Genomic DNA, 18,837 nt, shown 5'->3' on the forward strand with positions numbered 1-18,837 from the left:
ATGAGCAATAAAACAAACCCCAGCATGTCTCTTGCCAAACCCGATTCGCAAGCACTTTCCAAAACACAAAAAATTGGAGTCGCCATTGGCGTTATAGGACTTTTCATTATGATATTGGCTTTTTTCAATGTTGATTTCCCTAATAAAACCTTGTTCCTATCCTTATCATTGGGGATGATCACTGTGGGGACCATCATATTTTCTAACAATGCCTATTTAACAAAACAAGCGGGGATTCAAAATGATGGTGTTTGGTTCAAATCCATTGCATCACGAGGGTTTTGGGGGTGGATATTGGGCATTGTGCTGACCCTTTTTTATATCGTTCTCTATTTTAAAGCCGAATGGCTTGGATTGGCAGAAAAAGGTGAACCAAATAGCGGATTGGTAGCATTATTTGATCCTTTAAGCCGGTTATTGAATGGTGGACCAGCAAGCCAATGGTTTGTATACGGAACGTTATATACCGTGGCGATTTTAGTTTTTGGCTATAAGTTTATGCTGAAATACCGGCATAATAAATATGAACAATTAAGAACGGTATCTGTGATGTTCTTTCAATTGGCATTTGCCTTTTTGATTCCGGAATTTATGGCGAGACTAAATTCAGAAACCTTTAGCCTTCCCTATTATGACCTAAAAAATATTTGGCCGCTTAATTATTACAATTTTGACAAATATCGGGTGGACTCCATGATTGAGGCAGGGGATATTGGATTGGCATTATTGATTTTTGGAATTGTTTCCATATTCGTCATTACGCCAATTTTGACTTATAAATATGGGAAACGTTGGTATTGCTCATGGGTTTGCGGGTGTGGCGGCCTTGCCGAAACTGCTGGGGATCCTTTCAGACATCTGAGCGACAAAACACAAGTGGCTTGGAAGATTGAACGTTGGGTGGTCCATAGTGTCGTTGTTTTTGTAACCCTCATGACTACTGCCGTTATTTATTCCTATTTAGGGAGCGATTCAAGTAAGTATTGGTTAACAAAGGATGTTTTTCTCCTCAGCGTAGCTGGTTTATTAACCATCGTATTTGCATTGGTCATGATTTTTAAGCGCAAAGAATTGGCAAAAGATGCGCAATATGGTGCCATTGGTTATTTTGTAATCATCATGGCAATCATAGGTATGCATTATTTTAGTGGCACCAAACATGTCTTTTTATTCAATACGTATTTTCTTCAATCCTCCTACGGATTTTTAATCGGTGCGATATTTTCAGGAGTGATTGGCGTAGGCTTTTACCCTATTTTCGGAAACCGTGTGTGGTGCCGATTTGGTTGCCCTATGGCCGCAGTGTTAGGATTCCAGCAGCGTCTATTTTCAAGATTTAGGATTACCACCAACGGCGGCCAATGTATCTCTTGCGGCAATTGTTCAACCTATTGTGAAATGGGCATTGATGTTCGGGCTTATGCCCAAAAGGGTGAAAACATTGTCCGAAGCAGTTGTGTGGGTTGTGGTATTTGCGCTGCAGTTTGCCCAAGGGGTGTTCTGAAATTGGAGAACGATTCCTTGAAAGGACGTATTAACCCCAATGATATTTTACTGGGAAATGATGTGGATTTAATGGACTTGGTGAATCAGAGATAGTTTTTCAGTCTTCAGTCGCAGTGCACAGTCGCAGTTTTAAGTTTGACAGGCAACCTTAATTTTTAAATGAAAGTCCCATAAAACCTCTGCGCATTTCTGTGTTAAACTCTGCGAACCTCTGTGTTACCTTTTGTGTCGCATCTCAAATATTTTCCTGCAGATTTTAGCAGAAGACGAGGAATGTCAGGATTCAGTCGCAATAATCAGTCACAGTTTTCAGTTTGACATTCGACATTAATTTCAAAATTTTCAGTGTTTCTTAACCGAAAAACCTCTGCGCATCTCTGTATTAAACTCTGCGTTGCTCTGTGTAACTTATTTCAATAAACAATTCTTACTTTTGCCCCAACTTTAAATCTTCAAATGCCCAATATCAAAGTCATTATCCCCGCCTTTAACGAAGCCGATTCCATTGCGCTAGTCATTAAGGACATCCCATCTATTGTGAACGAAATAATTGTCGTCAACAACAACTCAACCGACAAAACCGCTGAAGTCGCCGAAAAGGCTGGGGCTACGGTTTTATTAGAGACACAAATGGGCTACGGCTATGCCTGTTTAAAAGGCATGGAATATGTCTCAACATTATCTGAAAAACCAGAGATCATTGTTTTTATGGATGGCGATTATAGTGACTACCCAGAAGAACTGATCCAAATAATCACTCCAATTCTTGAAGATAATATCGATTTTGTTGTTGGTTCACGCATTAAGCGATTACAGGAAAAAGGTTCCATGACACCGCAACAACATTTTGGAAACTGGTTGGCTACCTTTTTAATGCGAATTCTATTTGGTGCAAACTTCACCGATCTTGGACCATTTAGAGCCATAAAATATCAAAAACTCCTTGATTTACAAATGCAGGACAAAACTTATGGATGGACCATTGAAATGCAATTAAAGGCCCTCAAACAAAAGTTGACCTATGTGGAGATTCCTGTAAAATATAAAAAAAGAATTGGGGTCTCGAAAGTATCAGGAACCATAAAAGGTTCTATCTTTGCGGGCGTAAAAATCCTAGGTTGGATTTTTAAATATAGTTTTAAGAAATGATTCTAGAAACCTTAATAATAGTTGTTTACACGATTGCTCTACTACTTATTTTAATGTATGCACTTGCACAACTGAATCTATTAATTAATTATTTAGCTGCCAAAAAAAAGAAGGATACTTCAGAAGTCTTTGATTTTTCCAATCCAGAAGAAATTCCATTTGTCACTATTCAGCTCCCTGTTTATAATGAAATGTATGTGATGGAACGGCTTTTGGATAACATCGCTTTGATGGATTACCCAAAAGACAAATTGGAAATTCAGGTCCTTGACGATTCTACCGATGAAACCGTGATCACCACCGCTGAACATGTAGAAAAACTGAAAAAAACCGGCTTGGATATCCAACATATCCGAAGAACGGATCGGAGTGGTTTTAAGGCTGGCGCCTTAAAAGAAGGCCTTAAAATTGCTAAAGGCGAATTTATTGCCATTTTTGACGCCGATTTTCTACCAAAACCAAACTGGTTAAAACAAACCATCCCCTACTTTAAAGATGAAAAAATTGGCGTGGTCCAAACCCGTTGGGGACATATCAATAGAAATTACTCCCTACTAACAAAAATTCAAGCGTTTGCTTTAGATGCCCATTTCACCTTGGAGCAAGTTGGCAGAAACAGTAAAGGCCATTTCATTAATTTTAACGGCACCGCCGGTGTATGGCGTAAAACCTGTATTCTTGATGCCGGAAATTGGGAAGGTGATACACTTACGGAAGATCTGGATTTAAGCTATAGAGCACAACTTAAAAACTGGAAATTCAAATATTTGGAAGATGTTGAAACACCTGCCGAATTGCCTGTGGTCATCAGTGCAGCACGCTCACAGCAATTCCGTTGGAACAAAGGTGGTGCAGAAAATTTCAGAAAAATGATGTGGCGTGTCTTGACCTCCAAGAATATTTCTCCAAAAACCAAACTTCATGGCCTTTTGCACCTTTTAAACAGCACCATGTTTTTAAACGTCTTATTGGTGGCCATTTTAAGCATTCCAATGCTTTATATTAAAAATGAATACGCGCATTTAAGATTCTATTTTTATTTCATGAGCTTTTTCGTGCTGAGCACTATTATCTTTTTTGTGTGCTACTGGATCATGTATCGGGAGATTTACGGCGCTGGATTTAAAAACTTTTTCAATTATGTCTTCTTGTTCTTTACGTTTTTCTCCATTGCAATGGGTTTTTCACTTCACAATTCCATTGCCGTTATAGAAGGACATATAGGCAAGCGTAGTGAGTTTATCAGAACACCTAAGTTTAATATCAGTACCTTAAAAGATACTTGGAAGGGCAATAAATATTTACGCAAAAAAGTGTCCATGCATGTCATTTTTGAAGGTGCACTCATGCTCTACTTTGGGTTTGGCCTTTATCTTGCCTTTGTTATCGGAGATCAAGGCGGAGATTTTGGTCTCTTCCCATTCCATCTCATGCTCTTTGTAGGATTTGGCTATGTATTCTTCCAATCGTTGACCTCTAAAGTGTAGTTGTTATTGTTATTTGGGCGTTACCTTCGGCCAATAAAAATCAGGCGTTATTATCAAATTAAAAGCGGGCCTCAGGTCGCGCTATCCACTCTATCTTTTTAAACCGATAGCCTCCTTTCAGTCAGCCGCCGGCTTAAAAAGGATGCCCTTTCTATCGCTAACGCAAATTCGTACGTCAACAACAATTTGATTTAAATTTTCTCAGACCTGACAGCTTTTTAAAACCTGTCAGGTATTTTTATTTGACATCAAAATAAACAACTTATCTTGCAACGTCAACCAAATCCATCTCTTCCTTGTTGAAGCTGGACTTTTTTTAACATTTAATGTTCAATCCAACATTTTTAAAATTAAATAGAATGCCGGTTTTTTTTGCATTTGCAAGTGTTGTCCTCTATGCCTTATTTGCCTACGACTTAGTAAGAACAGAATACACAAAACTCATTATATTATACGCTTTATTATTTGTTGTATTCTATCAGCTGTTAAAAAGACACTCGGGTAATTTTAAGCTTTTGGTCATATTTTCAATAGTCTTAAGAGTCGTGTTTTTATTGGCAACCCCAAATCTCTCGCAAGATTTCTATCGTTTTATTTGGGATGGGCGGATGATTCTTGAAGGTTTCAATCCCTATCTTTTTACGCCCGAATCCTTCATCAGTATGGGCCAATTCCCCGTTGCACAAGCTCAAGAACTCTATCAAGGCATGGGAACACTTAACGCAAGCCACTTTACTAATTACCCACCAGTAAAACAAATCATTTTTATGATTGCTGCTATTTTCTCTGGAAAGAGTATTTTAGGCTCAGTAGTGGTTTTTAGAGTCTTTATCATTGCAGCAGACATAGGAACATTATATGTGGGAAAAAAGCTTTTAGAAGGCTTGAAATTGCCTGTCCATAACATCTTCTGGTTCATCCTTAATCCGTTTATCATTATTGAATTAACGGGGAATCTACACTTTGAAGGCATCATGATTTTCTTTCTACTCTTAAGCTTATATCTTTTGCATTCGGGAAAATGGAAAACTGCCGCAGTGATTTTTGCCCTTTCTGTCTCCGTTAAATTAATTCCGCTGTTGTTCCTTCCGTTATTTTTGCAATATTTTCTCAAAAACAATCAGAGCATTGATCTCGTGAAAAACGGAAGTAATAGTTCAAGTACGTCCCCACTTAGTTTCACAAAACTGATCGGTTTCTATGGCATCATTGGCATCACAAACTTACTTCTATTTGCGCCTTTTTATTCTTCAGAATTTATATATAATTATTCAAAAACAGTGGGACTGTGGTTTAGTACGTTTGAGTTCAATGCGAGTTTGTATTATATAGCAAGAGAGATAGGCTACAGGCTAACGGGCTATAATGAAATTGCCATTATTGGAAAATATATTCCTTTAATTACCATTTTCACACTTTTAATATTGACCTTCTTTAGGAAAAACACAACCACAAAACAACTTATTGTAAGCATGCTTTTTGCGGTAAGTATTTATTTTTTTATTTCTACAACAATCCACCCCTGGTATTTGGCAACACTAGTAATCCTGTCTGTGTTTACCAATTACAAATTCCCTTTGGTTTGGTCGTTTGTGATTATTCTTAGCTATTTGGCATACGCAAATTCTGGAAACACAGAAAATCTTTGGATCATTGCTTTCGAATATTTGGTAGTTTATGCCGTTTTTATTTGGGAAGTCTTCATAAAAAAAGACCACCGTGAGGCAGTCTTTCAAATTAAGAAATGTTAAGGCTATAATGCTTTTAGATGGGTTATGGTATAAACCTCCTCCTCATTATCGAAGCCATTTTCGTCTTTGGTTACCAAGGCTTCAACAGAATACGTGACTTCAAATTTTTGATTTACAAACAATTCGGCATCCAGATCGAACTCTTTCAGCACAGCGTCATTTATTTTTTGAAAGGTCATGGTAAATTCAGAACCATCATCTTTATGTGTCGTAATAAAATTATAACCATAACCTTCATTGCCATCATAAACGCCCTCTATTTTCGACTCCTGAGCGTTTGAGGAAGCTACGGTTAAGTCTGCTTGAAAAGGCGTAACAGACATTAAAAAAAGGCATAGAACCGGAATTGCCATTGTGAATTTTATTTTCATATTATTTTTAATTTTGGTTAGAAACTATTCGTTTTTCGGAGGTTAGCCACAACAAGTCCGTACTTTTAGCATCTTCATCCTGATGAAGTCTGCACGTGGGCATCAATTGCTGATAACGATTATAAGAATCTAATATTTAGCCGTTGAAAATGTCTGATAACTCAGTAAAACATTTAAATTCTACTGTAAAATCATTTGGGTCTTTGACAAAGAAGGACTGATGCTCTCCAGTCTTATTTTCCAAAAATTTCACCTGGGATGCCACAGGCGTATTGTGAGACTCCAAACGTTTAAGAGTTTTGTTCCACTCCTCTTTTTTCAATATCACGCCAAAATGAAATGACGGTAAAATATCACCATTAAAATTATAGCTTTTAGAGTCAAATTTAAATGGGCCACATTCCGTAAATGTAATTTGATGTCCAAACAAATTGATGTCTGCCCATTTAACCGCGGAGCGACCAATCTCTGCTCCCAGAACATCTTTATAAAACATTCGCGTTTTGTTGATGCTTACACAAGGTAAGGCGAGATGAAATTGTGTTGCCATAAGTTGTTTGTTTTCACCTGATTGTTAATAGCGTATGTGTTAAAGTTACGTTATTTTTTGACATACAATTATGTTTCCAACAACTATTTTAGATTCCAAGGAAATGTCTTAAACAAAAAAAGTTGCCCATGTTTGGGCAACTTTTAAGTTCATATGATATCATGATCTATGAAAATAGTTCATGGAATTGTAATTTAATCTCGAACTAATCTATGTCGTCGTCGTCATCAACATCCACATCCTCTAGTTCAATTTCAATATCCGGATCATCTTCTCCCAAATCTGGGTCTTGGACTGCATCTGGATCATCCCCTTCAAAATCCTCATAATCATCCTCATCATAATTTTCCATAGTCATCTGAAGTTTGGTACTCACTTTCACCAAATATTTAGTGTCACTGGTAGTCACTTCAACGGCCTCTACGATTTCATTGTTGGCATTTTTGAAAGTGATGATATTATCATCATCGTATCCATCAGGATACTTTTCAACCAACAAAGAGAGAATTTCGGGTGTCAATTTCTTAAAATCAACGATGACGCGTTTTAGATTGTCTCTTTGTTTACTCATAATTACATGTCTAAGATATAGGCAAATATAAGTGGTGCCACAATAGTAGCATCACTTTCTATTATAAATTTTGGGGTGTCTATATTTAATTTCCCCCAAGTTATTTTTTCATTAGGTACGGCACCTGAATAGGATCCATAACTTGTTGTAGAATCACTGATTTGACAGAAATAACTCCAGAATGGTGTATCCGGGCGTTCCATATCCTGGTACAACATTGGGACCACGCATATTGGGAAATCTCCCGCAATACCACCACCAATTTGGAAGAAACCAATCCCGTCTTTAGAATTCTCAGTGTACCAATCTGCCAAGAACGTCATGTATTCTATTCCTGACTTCATTGTACTGGCTTTCAATTCTCCTTTAAGAACATAGCTGGCGAAAATATTACCCATGGTACTGTCTTCCCAACCTGGTACAATTATAGGTAAATTTTTCTCTGCTGCAGCAAACATCCAAGAATTTTTTATGTCAATTTCATAGTATTGCTCAAGCACACCACTCAATAACATTTTGTACATAAACTCATGTGGGAAAAAACGTTCGCCTTTATCTTCGGCATCTTTCCAGATTTTAAAAATATGCTTCTGCAAACGCCTAAAAGCCTCTTCTTCAGGGATGCAGGTATCTGTAACACGGTTTAACCCTTTTTCCATCAAATCCCATTCATCTTGAGGTGTCAAATCACGATAGTTTGGTACACGCTTATAATGTGAATGCGCTACCAAATTCATGATATCTTCTTCAAGATTGGCACCAGTACTTGAAATAATCTGCACTTTATCTTGACGGATCATTTCTGCAAAAATCTTACCTATCTCAGCAGTACTCATCGCACCTGCCAAAGACACCAACATTTTGGAGCCGTTAGCCAATTGCGCTTCATAGCCCTTTGCAGCATCTACCAATGCAGCAGCGTTGAAATGTAGATAGTATTTTTCAATAAATTTAGAAATCTCTCCCTTATTAGTTGTCGTCATCATTATCGAATTTAGAAAATTTGTTTGTGCTTGAACCTGTTTCGTTAAAGTTACTTTCGTAACCATCTTCTACATTATCGTCCAAGAATTTATAAGTTAACATTTTGTAATACAATTTGGCGGCAAGAAAATCGGATGATTTTTCTTTCGGATCCGGACAAAGTTCAACAATGTCAAATCCTACCACATTTTTTTCTTCAAATACCTTTCTTAAAAAGTCCAAAGTCTCATACCAGAGCAAACCACCTGGCTCAGGAGTTCCGGTTGAAGGCATAATGGAAGGATCAAAAGCATCCAAATCTATGGTGATAAACACATTGTCCGTCATTTGATCAATGGCACTGTCCATCCAAAACTCATCATTGACCATATCATGGGCAAAGTATGTTTTTTCTTTGTCCATTACTGTGGTTTCAATAACGTCCATACTGCGAATACCTACTTGGATCAAATTGGTGTTTTGACTTGCTTCATATACAGCGCAGGCGTGATTGCATTTGCTGCCCTGATATTCTTTACGTAAATCAGCATGTGCATCAATTTGAAGTACGGTCAAGTTATCAAAACATTCATTAAAGGCACGAATGGTTCCAATAGAGATGGAATGTTCTCCTCCAAAAGCGGTGACAAACTTGTTGCGCTTGATATATTTCTTTACAGTTTGGTGCACGGCATCCACCATCTTTTCTGGAGATGAATCCTCTGTCACGGCATCTGCAAGATAAACACCTTGTTTGTAAACCTCAGTTTCTGTTTCAATATCGTACAGCTCCATGTTTTCCGAAGCATCCAAAAAGGCTTTCGGACCTTGATCTGAACCTTTTTGCCAGGTACTTGTACCGTCGTAAGGCACAGGAATCAAAACAATTTTAGCAGTCTCTAATTTGGAATATTCCTCTGGTATTCCGGCATACGTTATATTACTGTTCATTTTGCAATATTATTATTATTTTAAAGGTAAAAGGCAATTGGTTATATTATGTTTAATTTCTTCAGAAACCATTAGTTTCCGTTCGGGTCATTGTAACCTAGAATATTAAGTAAGTCCTCACTTTTTTGCTGTTCTGCAAAGATTCTCGTGGTCAACTTACCATTTTCATCTTTATCAATCAGAATATGTTTTGGCGAAGGTATTAAACAATGTTGCAATCCACCAAATCCACCGATAGTTTCCTGATAAGCGCCTGTATTGAAAAAACCAAGATATAAAGGTTTATCCTTATTATACTTCGGAAGGTAAATAGCATTCATGTGCTGCTCACTGTTGTAATAATCATCACTATCACAGGTCAATCCTCCCAGGAGGACACGCTCATAAGTGTCATGCCAACGATTGATTGGCAACATAACAAAGCGTTTATTGATGGCCCATGTATCTGGAAGTGTCGTAATAAACGATGAGTTGATCATGTTCCACTTCTCTCTATCGTTCTGTTGTTTTTGATAAAGCACTTCATAAATAGCACCACCACTCTCACCTACAGTAAAACTTCCAAACTCTGTAAAAATATTTGGTACTTCTACTTCTTCTTGCTCACAGAACTCTTGGATTTGATTAATGATTTCGTCCACCATATATTCATAGTCAAAATCAAAAGCCAACGAGTTTTTTATTGGAAATCCGCCACCAATGTTCAAACTATCCAACGACGGACAAATACGTTTCAAATTGGCATATACTTTTAAACATTTGGAAAACTCATTCCAATAATAGGCATTATCACGGATGCCTGTGTTGATAAAAAAGTGCAACATTTTCAGTTTTACCTTTTTATTATCCTTGATTTGGTTTCTATAAAATGGCAAAATGTTTTTATAGCCAATACCCAAACGAGAGGTATAAAACTCAAATTTTGGTTCCTCTTCTGAAGCTATTCGGATGCCAATATTGAACTTGCCTTTGATTTCCTGTGACAACAAATCAATTTCTTCATAGTTATCAATAATAGGAATGCAATTCTTATGGCCGCCATTGATCAATCGTGCAATATTACTAACATATTGCGCCCGTTTAAAACCGTTACTGATGACATACGTCTTGTTCGTTATTTTCCCTTCTTCTTTAAGTTTTTCAACAATGTCAATATCAAAAGCAGACGAGGTTTCAATATGAATATCGTTTTTCAAAGCTTCATTCAACACATGTTTAAAGTGCGAACTTTTGGTACAGTAACAGTAATGGTACTTACCCTTAAATTTATGTTTCTTGATGGCTTTGGCAAACCAATCCTTAGCACGACCAATATTATTTGAAATTTGAGGGAGGTAGGTAAACTTTAAAGGAGTACCGTAGTCTTCCACTAATTGCATCAAATCAATATCGTGAAATTGAAGGGTTTTGTCTTCCAGCTTAAATTCATCTTGTGGGAAATAAAAGGTTTGATTGATGAGATCAATATATTTTGTATTCATTATGATTTATTAAGGTTTAAAATTCTGAAAAAAAAATTAATTAGAGTACTAAATTCCTGATAAATAATGAAAGTATCAAACTTGGATTTGTTGATGCGAAGGAACAGACACGATAACTAGGTGTTTCCATTCAGATAATTTAGAAGTAAGCTTTAAAATTTGGCGACTTATCTGATAAGTTGCTTTTGAAAATGACTTCTTAAATTTCAAAAGCCCAAACATAGAAACACGATTCAAGGGTTCAGCTAAATAAAGTGCAAAAGAACTATAAAATTTTTACAAAACAAGGCGCAAAACATAAAAATATGAATAAGCACTTCATGTCCCTAAAGTTTGTGACTTTTTTAAGATTTCATGAGCATTAAGCTTTAATAGATTGAAATTAAAATTGCATCCGGATATCGCTATCGGATGCTGTTGAAAGGTCTCAACATTTAACTTTTGACCATAAACTATGACAACATCTTGAGTGTATTGACTTCTTGCTCCGTAAGATGTTTCCAATGTCCACGCGGAATGTCTTTTTTGGTCAATCCGGCAATGGCCACACAATCAATTTTTATAATCTCATAATTTAGATGGTCAAAAATGGTGCGTATAATGCTACTTCCGGTATTTTTTATTTTCAGACCGATTTGATTTTTAGACTCGCCAGCAACAAAGCTAATTTCCTCTACCGTGACCAATTTACCATCAATCTTTAAACCTTCTTCAATTTTCTTAAGGTCTTCAAACTTTAAATTCTTGTCCAATTCTATTTGAAATAACCGCGGAACGCCATTTTTCGAATTGGTAAACTTCTCCATCAAAGCATCATCATTTGTAAACAAGATCAATCCTAAAGAGTTTCGACCCAAACGACCAATTGGTTTAATACGCGATGTGGTAGCATTAGCCACCAAATCCATTACTGTTCTACCTTTACCTTCGCTTGTTGTAGTTGCAAACCCTTTTGGCTTATTGAGTAAAACATAGGCTTTTTTCTCTGGGTTAATCCGCGAACCGTCAAAACGGACATCATCTTCCAACTTGACCTTATAGCCCATTTCGGTGATAATCTTTCCATTAACGGTCACACTCCCGGTGGCGATATGCATATCAGCATCTCGACGAGAACAAATACCAGAATTGGCTATATACTTATTCAGCCTAATTTCGTCTGTATTTGACTTCTTACTAGGTGCTTTTTTATCTGGAGTCGGTTTTGAAATGTCTTTAGTAACCTTTCTCATTGGCGCATTTCCCCTAGAAAAACTCTTACCTTTAGAGTCATCACGTCCCCTTCCTGAAGTTTGAGAATTGTTCTTATCCTGACCTCTTCCTGATGATTTTCCTTTTCCACTACTCCCTTGATGTCTACTCATGACTTGAAATTTTACGCAAAGATACTTTATTATATAACTAATTATGAGCTTTCAATTTACGATTTTCCTAAATCCTATTCAACACTACATCCACATTGATCAACACAATACAAAATACACCCGTCACAATGATAAATTTTAAAATGTTGTGTAAAATAAGGTAATGCAATTTTGTTTTTGATTTCCACAACAATATAATAAAAGCCAGTAATAAAAATGTACTTAAATAAAAGAAATAATTCATGTGGCCAATATCAAAATAGGCAATGAGCAAGAGCGTTGGTATTAAGGTAAACAATGCCAAAGAGGTCAGCATTGCTTTTGAAACATGTTCTCCATACACTACAGGTATGGTACGGTAGTTTTGTGCCAGATCGCCTTTGATATTCTCCAAATCCTTAGTCAATTCTCGCATGGAAATAATTAAAAACAAGAACATCGCATGGAAAAATATGACGGTTTCGAAATTTCGATAATAGATGAAAATGGCGAAAAAAGGGGTTATGGTTAAGATTGCAGAGGTGAGATTGCCAATAAATGGTAGTCTTTTTAATTTATGTGAATACAACCAGATTCCGAAAATGTAAGATGAAAAGAAAATGACCGTGTTAAATGAGACGTAACTGGCCATCACCACGGCCAAGAAATTCAGTACAAAGTAGAACGATAATTTTGTGTTCTGGCTCACCAATCTGTCCAACATTGATTTATTGGGACGATTGATCAGATCTTTTTCTGAATCGTAAAAGTTGTTGATTATATAGCCTCCTGCAATGGTACATGCCGATGACAGCACCAACATAAAAAGATTCAGATCAAGCACCACTTCCCTCAAGGGCCTATCAGGTGCCAAAATATAAATGGAAGCCAAATATTGAGCAAGGACAATAACCAAAATATTATAGCCCCTGATAACAGAAAACATGCTGAAAAACTTGAGCAGAAGGTGTTTTTGTTTTCTGGTTAGCATAAAAACAGGGTTAAAGCATTTAGACTAGAACAGCACCAGAAGTTTTGGAGGCACATTGGTTTAAAAATTGTAAACCACTTCTAGCTTGTAATCTTTAAGAGACTGTCTCGCTTTTTCGATATCCTCGGTAAATCCCAAGATATAACCGCCACCACCTGAACCGCATAGTTTTAGATAATAATCGTTGGTGTCGAGGCCGTTTTTCCACAGGGCGTGGAATTGTTGCGGAATCATTGGCTTGAAATGGTTCAAGGCTACTTTGGATAGTTTTTTTGTATTAAGAAATAAAGATTTGAAATCGCCCTTTAAAAAGTCATCCACACAAGCATCGGTGTGTTTAATAAACTGATTTTTAAGCATTCTTCTAAAACCTTCCTGCTTCATGTTTTCCATGAAGATACTGACCATTGGAGCAGTTTCGCCAATCATGCCACTATCCAATAAAAACACGGCACCTTTTCCATCACTTTTTTGCGAAGGAATTCCAGTGGCCTCAATATTATCTTTTGAATTGATCAAAATAGGAATACTCAAATAACTATTTAACGGATCCAAACCAGAAGATTTTCCGTGGAAAAATGACTCCATTTCAGAGAATATAGTTTTAAGGATCAATAGTTTTTCACGCGTCAAATTCTCTAAAACGGTTATTTTTTCTTGGGCATATTTATCATAAACTGCAGCTACCAAAGCACCACTACTCCCTACGCCGTAACCTTGTGGAATAGAAGAATCAAAATACATTCCCGCATTGACATCCTGTTCAAAGGATTCTATATCGAAAGTGACCAATTCAGGATTGATACCTTTAAGATATTCAACGAATCTCTTTAAATTATTGTTGGATTTTATGGCATTTTCAGAATCAAGTCCATCGGTCTTCAACGCACCATTATAAAAATTGTAAGGAATGGATAAGCCTTTAGAATCTTTAATGATCCCATACTCGCCAAAAAGTAGAATTTTAGAATAAAATAGAGGTCCTTTCATCTTCTTTTAATGAAAAATTAATAACGCAAAGTTAAGAATTAATCTTTAGATGTGTTTATAATAAACACTAATAGTCTCAATATTAATGAAAACCTTGGGCCCAAATGTCTTTCAGCAACTTAAAGATAACTTATTCGATGTTAATCAACTCGGCTCCAAAACCAATTTGGTCGCAAATATAATGCCCGTTTTGACAAAAGTCAACCAACTCGCTCTCAATAAACTGTAGGATTTCCTGACTTTCGCGTTTTGGATAAAGCACGTGCACATTGGCTCCCGCATCCAGTGTAAAACTGATATGCAATCCTGTTTTTTCTCTAAATTCCCATATTTTATTGATGATTTCCAAAGTATTTGGTTTCATCAAAATAAAATAAGGCATGCTGGTCAACATCATCGCGTGCAAGGTCAAAGCTTCACTTTCAACCAAAGCATTAAACGCTTTCAAATCTCCCAACTCCAAAATATCCTTAAGATTTTCAATATTTTGATGGGCTTGCTCAAATCTATTTTGCGCATAAGGATGGTTGTGCATTAAATTATGGCCAACAGTACTGCTCACTTGCTTTTCTCCCTTATCGACCAACAAAATAGTGTCCTGAAAACCTTTGAAGTTCTCGTGGACTTTATAAGGATATTTTATCCCAAACAAATCCGTACTACCTTCAATCGATTTGGTTTTCCCCCATACTATCAAATCGCCTTCAATACTCCTACACGCACTTCCTGACCCCAAACGTGCCAAAAAAGAAGCTTTTTGATTAAAATACACCTCATTAATACCGTCTTCAACGGCGCCTACGATCACATCAGATTTTATCAGTTGCTTTTCCACACTCATTAAACATAAGGCCAAAGCGCTCATGCCACTTGCCGAAGAGGCAATTCCTGAACTGTGCGGAAATGTGTTTTCTGTTTTTATTATAAATTGATACTGTTTCAGAAATGGCAGATACACTTCTATCCGCTCAAAAAAAGTCTGAATTTTAGGCTTAAAATCGTCTTTTTTTTCACCATCCAAATACACTTCAAATTCAAAATGATTATGATCCCCTTTTTTAGTAAACTCGAGTGTAGTAATCGTTTTGCAATGATTCAATGTAAAACTAATGGAAGGATTTTCTGGAATTTGATCCTTTTTCTTTCCCCAATATTTCACCAGAGCGATATTACTTGGCGATTCCCAAGTGACACTCCCTTTTTCTAAAGTGGTGTCATAGATATTGGGTCTAAAATCGTGTTCAGTCATGTGTTTTTATCTTGTGGTACAGGCTATCCTAAAAGACAGATTTTAAATTTAAACTTAAAGTTGCAAAAATAGGAAATCTAGTGGTCTTTTTCTTCGGTCGCGGACATTGCTATCAATTTAACCATAGTATTATAGTTTCTCGCAGTTCCTTTTACTTTCAGTTTTCGTTCGAAAGCATTCAAACTGAATTTTGCCTGGCCATACCCCAATGGACTGTAAAAATAAAGACACTTCTCTTTTATGACGAATTCTTCATTTTCATAGGCTATTTTGGATACTTCCTTAATTAATTCAATTGAAGGGATCTTATCAAATATTATGAAATAGCTCTTTTCCTTTTTTTCATTTGAAAATGGACAAGCAGAAAAAACGCTTTGGATTTCATCTCGCGTTTTTACAATTACCAAAACTTCAAATCCGAAATGCGAATAAATGACTTCTTGGATTCTATCTTCGATCTTCTTGACATCATCTATCGAATCGAAAATGACATTCCCACTTTGAATGTAGGTCTGCACGTTCTTGAGTCCCTCTTTGGTCAAAAGTTGGCGCAACTCCGCCATGGCGACTTTTTTATGTCCGCCTACGTTGATGCCTTTTAACAATGCGATGAGTTTTGGCATGATTAAAAGTCTTGATTTTTATTGAGAAATCGATACACCAAAACACCGTCAGGTTTTGGAATATAGTGAATAGAGTAATTAAACTGATCGAATGACACTATCCTGATATCTCTATACCGTACCTGAAAGGCATATGGAAATTGCAGCACTAAGTCTAATTGCTTATCTATATCTTTCCTAAAAGCGTCTTCCTTCTCTAAAAACTCCATGAAACATTTAGCCTTATGAAGTTCTATTCTGGCCTCTTCTGAAAACCTCACGATTTTAACGCCCATACTGCGCTTTAATTTCGTCCCAACTATATGTTTTCAATTCTCCTTTGTCATCCCTATGAATCATATCATCCATCATCTTTTTATACTCTTCAGATGGCTCACTATAGCGTATGGCAGTATCTTCTAAGGTGTATTCAATGTAGTTTTTTAAAGAGCGTTTTTGAAGTTTCGCCTGTTTCTCTAAGATCTCAATGGTCTTATTGTCCAATTCGATCAGTTTTTTTGTCTTGCCCATGATATATAGATTTTATATAAAAAATATCAATATCAAGTTCAAATATATATCACGATTATAAACCTGGCACTTCTAAATTCTGACGAAATCTAAAACAGAACGTGAGAATTTTCCAGAACTCTAAATTATCATTCTTGAAATAAAACCTAACAAACTGAAAGACTGCTATGTGAAATAGACGGTAAAGTTTACCAGAAAACACAATGTTATTCATGTTCCAGATAGCCATCGGGACGTAGTTAAAACATTTATCTAGGATAAAGTAACTACTAAGAAATTGAAGAGTTTTAGTCTTTAACTAGATAATAAAACCGAATATTCTTCTAAGCTTCTATTTCAAATCGCTTTAGAAACAAGGTAAGCGCCGGTCCATGCATTCTGAAAATTGAAGCCTCCCGTTACTGCGTCCACATTGATGACTTCACCGGCAAAATAAAGATTCTTATGTAATTTGCTTTCAAAGGTTTTAAAGTTCACTTCTTTAAGCTCAACGCCTCCGGCAGTTACAAATTCCTCTTTAAAAGTACTTTTTCCATCCACTTGAAACACGGCTTGCGTCAGTTGGGAAGATAAATTTTCCAACTGATGCCTGTTCAAATCTGCCCAACGGGTTTCCTGATCCATTCCTGAAGCTTGAATCAATTTGTGCCAAAGGCGTTTTGGCAAATCAAACTGTGCCGATTTAAATACGGTTTTCTTGGCGAGCTCTTGTTTTAGGTTTTTTAAATTTTCCAAACAATCGTCAAAGGACTGTTTAATGAAGTTTATTTCAATTTCAAATTTATAGTCTCGTTTGGCAAGTTCAATGGCACCATAAGCTGAAAGTTTCAAAATGGCAGGTGCACTCATACCTACATGGGTAATGAGCAATGGCCCTTCAGAAAATAATTCGGAGCCAACAACTTTTACTTCTACATTTTGCGCCACTACGCCCGGAATATCTTTAATCCGATCATCTTTAATATTAAAAGTAAACAGCGATGGTACAGCGGGTGAAATACTATGGCCCAAACCTTCTAATAATTTCCATATTTTAGGATTGCTGCCGGTGGCAATAACAAGTTTATTGCAGTAGAATAATCCCGACTGTGTTTCTACTTTAAAATGATGATCAACATCGTTGGTATCATCCCTAAGCGCTATCTGTTTGACACTTTCATTGTATAGTACCTCAACCTTATGTTTTTTGGCTTCGTTTAAGAAACAATCGATGATGGTTTGTGAAGAATCTGTGATAGGAAACATCCGGCCATCGTCTTCAATTTTAAGCATGACGCCCCGTTTTTCGAACCATTCTATAGTATCTCCCGTCATGAATTGATGAAAAGGGCCCAACAATTCTTTTTCACCTCTCGGATAATTCAACACCAATTCTGAAGGGACAAATTCCGCATGCGTCACGTTGCAGCGACCTCCACCGGAAACTTTTACTTTTTGGAGCCCTTCTTTCCCGCGCTCGAGTATAGCAACTTTTAAATTAGGGTGACGCTCTGCAATATTGATGGCCGCGAAGAAACCAGCAGCGCCACCTCCAATGATAATGATATCTTTTACGTTCATAATTTATCAGGATAATCTGAAATGATTCCATCAACCCCGAAAGTTTTCATAAGCGCAATGCTTTCAACAGTATTAACGGTCCAAGTATTGACTTTATATCCTGATTTTTGAAATTGTTTTACATTATTATGATCCAACAACATATAATGGGGATGGATGGCCGTAGCCTTAATAGTTCTGGCGAAATCAGCAGCTGAATCAAGATCGGATTCAGTCAAAACGGCTAAAGGGATATTCATGTTGATACTATAAACGCTTTTCAATGCATCATAGTTAAAGCTGGACACGATAAAATCATCAAATTTCCAACCCTTTGTTTCGGTATATAATTGGATGCTTTTACAGGTTTCGAATGCTGTTCCATTTCCTTTAAGCTCAATATTCAGTATGCATTTTTTATCGATGAGGTCTAAAACTTCCAATAAGGTCGGAATTTCAAATTGGCCATTAATTTTTAATGATTTGAGCTCGTCAAGAGATTTCATGGCAATTTCGCCAGTGCCATCCGTCAATCTTTCCAAAGTAAAGTCATGATAAACTACCAATTCTCCGGTTTGACATAAATGCACGTCGATCTCGATACCGTCAACACCAAAATCCATTGCCTTTTGAATGGACTCTAACGTGTTTTCAGCAATATGTCCTTTGGCACCTCTATGGCCGATTTTTAAGGGTTGATTCACAATTGGTAATGTTTCTTTTTTCAGTTGTTTCCCGCCTCCGCAAAAGCTACGGACGGGCAAGCTTATTTCTTGGCCCTCTATTTCCTCATTGGAATTTGACATTCGGCA

General features: G+C 36.7%; 19 protein-coding genes. 4 read left to right on the forward strand and 15 right to left on the reverse strand.

Features of this window, described 5'->3' with window-relative positions; translation table 11 throughout:
* From VLZ86_RS05345 to VLZ86_RS05360, 4 genes are all read left to right on the forward strand, one after another.
* On the forward strand, window positions 1–1,599 hold the full coding sequence (locus VLZ86_RS05345) for a 4Fe-4S binding protein (protein ID WP_325449485.1): 1,599 nt from the start codon (window positions 1–3) through the stop codon (window positions 1,597–1,599).
* Window positions 1,600–1,962: 363 nt separating this feature from the next.
* Window positions 1,963–2,655, forward strand: a complete 693-nt coding sequence (locus VLZ86_RS05350) for a glycosyltransferase family 2 protein (protein ID WP_325449487.1) — start codon at window positions 1,963–1,965, stop codon at window positions 2,653–2,655.
* The gene (locus VLZ86_RS05355) at window positions 2,652–4,142 is read left to right on the forward strand and encodes a cellulose synthase family protein (protein WP_325449489.1); all 1,491 of its coding nucleotides are present in this window, start codon (window positions 2,652–2,654) and stop codon (window positions 4,140–4,142) included. Before VLZ86_RS05350 ends, VLZ86_RS05355 begins: the two co-directional genes overlap by 4 nt.
* 359 nt (window positions 4,143–4,501) lie before the next feature.
* On the forward strand, window positions 4,502–5,893 hold the full coding sequence (locus tag VLZ86_RS05360) for a mannosyltransferase (RefSeq protein WP_325449491.1): 1,392 nt from the start codon (window positions 4,502–4,504) through the stop codon (window positions 5,891–5,893).
* 2 nt (window positions 5,894–5,895) lie between these two features.
* Here the strand turns inward: VLZ86_RS05360 and VLZ86_RS05365 are convergent, their stop codons facing one another.
* The 15 genes from VLZ86_RS05365 to VLZ86_RS05435 all read right to left on the reverse strand — a co-directional run bounded on the left by VLZ86_RS05365 (window position 5,896) and on the right by VLZ86_RS05435 (window position 18,831).
* Window positions 5,896–6,264, reverse strand: coding sequence for a hypothetical protein (locus VLZ86_RS05365; protein WP_325449493.1), 369 nt, complete (start codon window positions 6,262–6,264; stop codon window positions 5,896–5,898).
* A 136-nt stretch (window positions 6,265–6,400) separates the two neighbouring features.
* Complete coding sequence (locus tag VLZ86_RS05370; RefSeq protein ID WP_325449495.1) at window positions 6,401–6,814, reverse strand: VOC family protein; 414 nt, start codon at window positions 6,812–6,814, stop codon at window positions 6,401–6,403.
* Between the two features lie 205 nt (window positions 6,815–7,019).
* Window positions 7,020–7,385, reverse strand: a complete 366-nt coding sequence (locus tag VLZ86_RS05375) for a hypothetical protein (RefSeq protein WP_325449497.1) — start codon at window positions 7,383–7,385, stop codon at window positions 7,020–7,022.
* A gap of 2 nt (window positions 7,386–7,387) precedes the next feature.
* The gene (locus VLZ86_RS05380; protein ID WP_325449599.1) at window positions 7,388–8,368 is read right to left on the reverse strand and encodes a deoxyhypusine synthase family protein; all 981 of its coding nucleotides are present in this window, start codon (window positions 8,366–8,368) and stop codon (window positions 7,388–7,390) included.
* Entirely contained in the window at window positions 8,355–9,299 is a 945-nt protein-coding gene (gene speB, locus VLZ86_RS05385) for an agmatinase (RefSeq protein WP_325449499.1), read from the reverse strand. The genes VLZ86_RS05380 and speB overlap by 14 nt, the downstream gene beginning before the upstream one ends.
* Window positions 9,300–9,370: 71 nt before the next feature.
* Window positions 9,371–10,780, reverse strand: coding sequence for an arginine decarboxylase (locus tag VLZ86_RS05390; RefSeq protein ID WP_325449501.1), 1,410 nt, complete (start codon window positions 10,778–10,780; stop codon window positions 9,371–9,373).
* Window positions 10,781–11,232: 452 nt separating this feature from the next.
* A complete protein-coding gene (locus tag VLZ86_RS05395; RefSeq protein ID WP_325449503.1) occupies window positions 11,233–12,144 on the reverse strand; it encodes a pseudouridine synthase in 912 nt (303 codons plus the stop codon).
* 67 nt (window positions 12,145–12,211) lie between these two features.
* Window positions 12,212–13,114 carry a geranylgeranylglycerol-phosphate geranylgeranyltransferase gene (locus tag VLZ86_RS05400; RefSeq protein WP_325449505.1) on the reverse strand — a complete coding sequence of 301 codons (903 nt, stop codon included), beginning with the start codon at window positions 13,112–13,114 and terminating at the stop codon, window positions 12,212–12,214.
* Window positions 13,115–13,174: 60 nt separating this feature from the next.
* Window positions 13,175–14,104 carry a mevalonate kinase gene (locus VLZ86_RS05405; protein ID WP_325449507.1) on the reverse strand — a complete coding sequence of 310 codons (930 nt, stop codon included), beginning with the start codon at window positions 14,102–14,104 and terminating at the stop codon, window positions 13,175–13,177.
* A gap of 130 nt (window positions 14,105–14,234) precedes the next feature.
* The gene (locus VLZ86_RS05410) at window positions 14,235–15,353 is read right to left on the reverse strand and encodes a diphosphomevalonate decarboxylase (RefSeq protein ID WP_325449509.1); all 1,119 of its coding nucleotides are present in this window, start codon (window positions 15,351–15,353) and stop codon (window positions 14,235–14,237) included.
* Window positions 15,354–15,430: 77 nt separating this feature from the next.
* Window positions 15,431–15,976, reverse strand: a complete 546-nt coding sequence (locus VLZ86_RS05415) for a DUF1697 domain-containing protein (protein ID WP_325449511.1) — start codon at window positions 15,974–15,976, stop codon at window positions 15,431–15,433.
* Window positions 15,977–15,978: 2 nt separating this feature from the next.
* Entirely contained in the window at window positions 15,979–16,251 is a 273-nt protein-coding gene (locus tag VLZ86_RS05420; RefSeq protein WP_325449513.1) for a hypothetical protein, read from the reverse strand.
* Window positions 16,241–16,486, reverse strand: a complete 246-nt coding sequence (locus VLZ86_RS05425; protein WP_325449515.1) for a hypothetical protein — start codon at window positions 16,484–16,486, stop codon at window positions 16,241–16,243. Before VLZ86_RS05425 ends, VLZ86_RS05420 begins: the two co-directional genes overlap by 11 nt.
* A 336-nt stretch (window positions 16,487–16,822) precedes the next feature.
* Window positions 16,823–18,046: an NAD(P)/FAD-dependent oxidoreductase gene (locus VLZ86_RS05430; RefSeq protein WP_325449517.1), complete on the reverse strand. Its 1,224-nt coding sequence runs from the start codon at window positions 18,044–18,046 to the stop codon at window positions 16,823–16,825.
* Window positions 18,043–18,831: a glycerophosphodiester phosphodiesterase gene (locus VLZ86_RS05435; RefSeq protein ID WP_325449519.1), complete on the reverse strand. Its 789-nt coding sequence runs from the start codon at window positions 18,829–18,831 to the stop codon at window positions 18,043–18,045. The genes VLZ86_RS05430 and VLZ86_RS05435 overlap by 4 nt, the downstream gene beginning before the upstream one ends.
* Window positions 18,832–18,837: the final 6 nt, after the last annotated feature.

Source organism: Gelidibacter sp. (genome assembly GCF_035515035.1).
In the GTDB taxonomy this organism is placed as follows: Bacteria; Bacteroidota; Bacteroidia; order Flavobacteriales; family Flavobacteriaceae; genus Gelidibacter.

Coding starts and splice junctions, on each gene's coding strand:
- VLZ86_RS05345 (WP_325449485.1), top strand. CDS start 1: ATGAGCAATAAAACAAACCCCAGCATGTCTCTTGCCAAACCCGATTCG.
- VLZ86_RS05350 (WP_325449487.1), top strand. CDS start 1,963: ATGCCCAATATCAAAGTCATTATCCCCGCCTTTAACGAAGCCGATTCC.
- VLZ86_RS05355 (WP_325449489.1), top strand. CDS start 2,652: ATGATTCTAGAAACCTTAATAATAGTTGTTTACACGATTGCTCTACTA.
- VLZ86_RS05360 (WP_325449491.1), top strand. CDS start 4,502: ATGCCGGTTTTTTTTGCATTTGCAAGTGTTGTCCTCTATGCCTTATTT.
- VLZ86_RS05365 (WP_325449493.1), bottom strand. CDS start 6,264: ATGAAAATAAAATTCACAATGGCAATTCCGGTTCTATGCCTTTTTTTA.
- VLZ86_RS05370 (WP_325449495.1), bottom strand. CDS start 6,814: ATGGCAACACAATTTCATCTCGCCTTACCTTGTGTAAGCATCAACAAA.
- VLZ86_RS05375 (WP_325449497.1), bottom strand. CDS start 7,385: ATGAGTAAACAAAGAGACAATCTAAAACGCGTCATCGTTGATTTTAAG.
- VLZ86_RS05380 (WP_325449599.1), bottom strand. CDS start 8,368: ATGACGACAACTAATAAGGGAGAGATTTCTAAATTTATTGAAAAATAC.
- speB (WP_325449499.1), bottom strand. CDS start 9,299: ATGAACAGTAATATAACGTATGCCGGAATACCAGAGGAATATTCCAAA.
- VLZ86_RS05390 (WP_325449501.1), bottom strand. CDS start 10,780: ATGAATACAAAATATATTGATCTCATCAATCAAACCTTTTATTTCCCA.
- VLZ86_RS05395 (WP_325449503.1), bottom strand. CDS start 12,144: ATGAGTAGACATCAAGGGAGTAGTGGAAAAGGAAAATCATCAGGAAGA.
- VLZ86_RS05400 (WP_325449505.1), bottom strand. CDS start 13,114: ATGCTAACCAGAAAACAAAAACACCTTCTGCTCAAGTTTTTCAGCATG.
- VLZ86_RS05405 (WP_325449507.1), bottom strand. CDS start 14,104: ATGAAAGGACCTCTATTTTATTCTAAAATTCTACTTTTTGGCGAGTAT.
- VLZ86_RS05410 (WP_325449509.1), bottom strand. CDS start 15,353: ATGACTGAACACGATTTTAGACCCAATATCTATGACACCACTTTAGAA.
- VLZ86_RS05415 (WP_325449511.1), bottom strand. CDS start 15,976: ATGCCAAAACTCATCGCATTGTTAAAAGGCATCAACGTAGGCGGACAT.
- VLZ86_RS05420 (WP_325449513.1), bottom strand. CDS start 16,251: ATGGGCGTTAAAATCGTGAGGTTTTCAGAAGAGGCCAGAATAGAACTT.
- VLZ86_RS05425 (WP_325449515.1), bottom strand. CDS start 16,486: ATGGGCAAGACAAAAAAACTGATCGAATTGGACAATAAGACCATTGAG.
- VLZ86_RS05430 (WP_325449517.1), bottom strand. CDS start 18,046: ATGAACGTAAAAGATATCATTATCATTGGAGGTGGCGCTGCTGGTTTC.
- VLZ86_RS05435 (WP_325449519.1), bottom strand. CDS start 18,831: ATGTCAAATTCCAATGAGGAAATAGAGGGCCAAGAAATAAGCTTGCCC.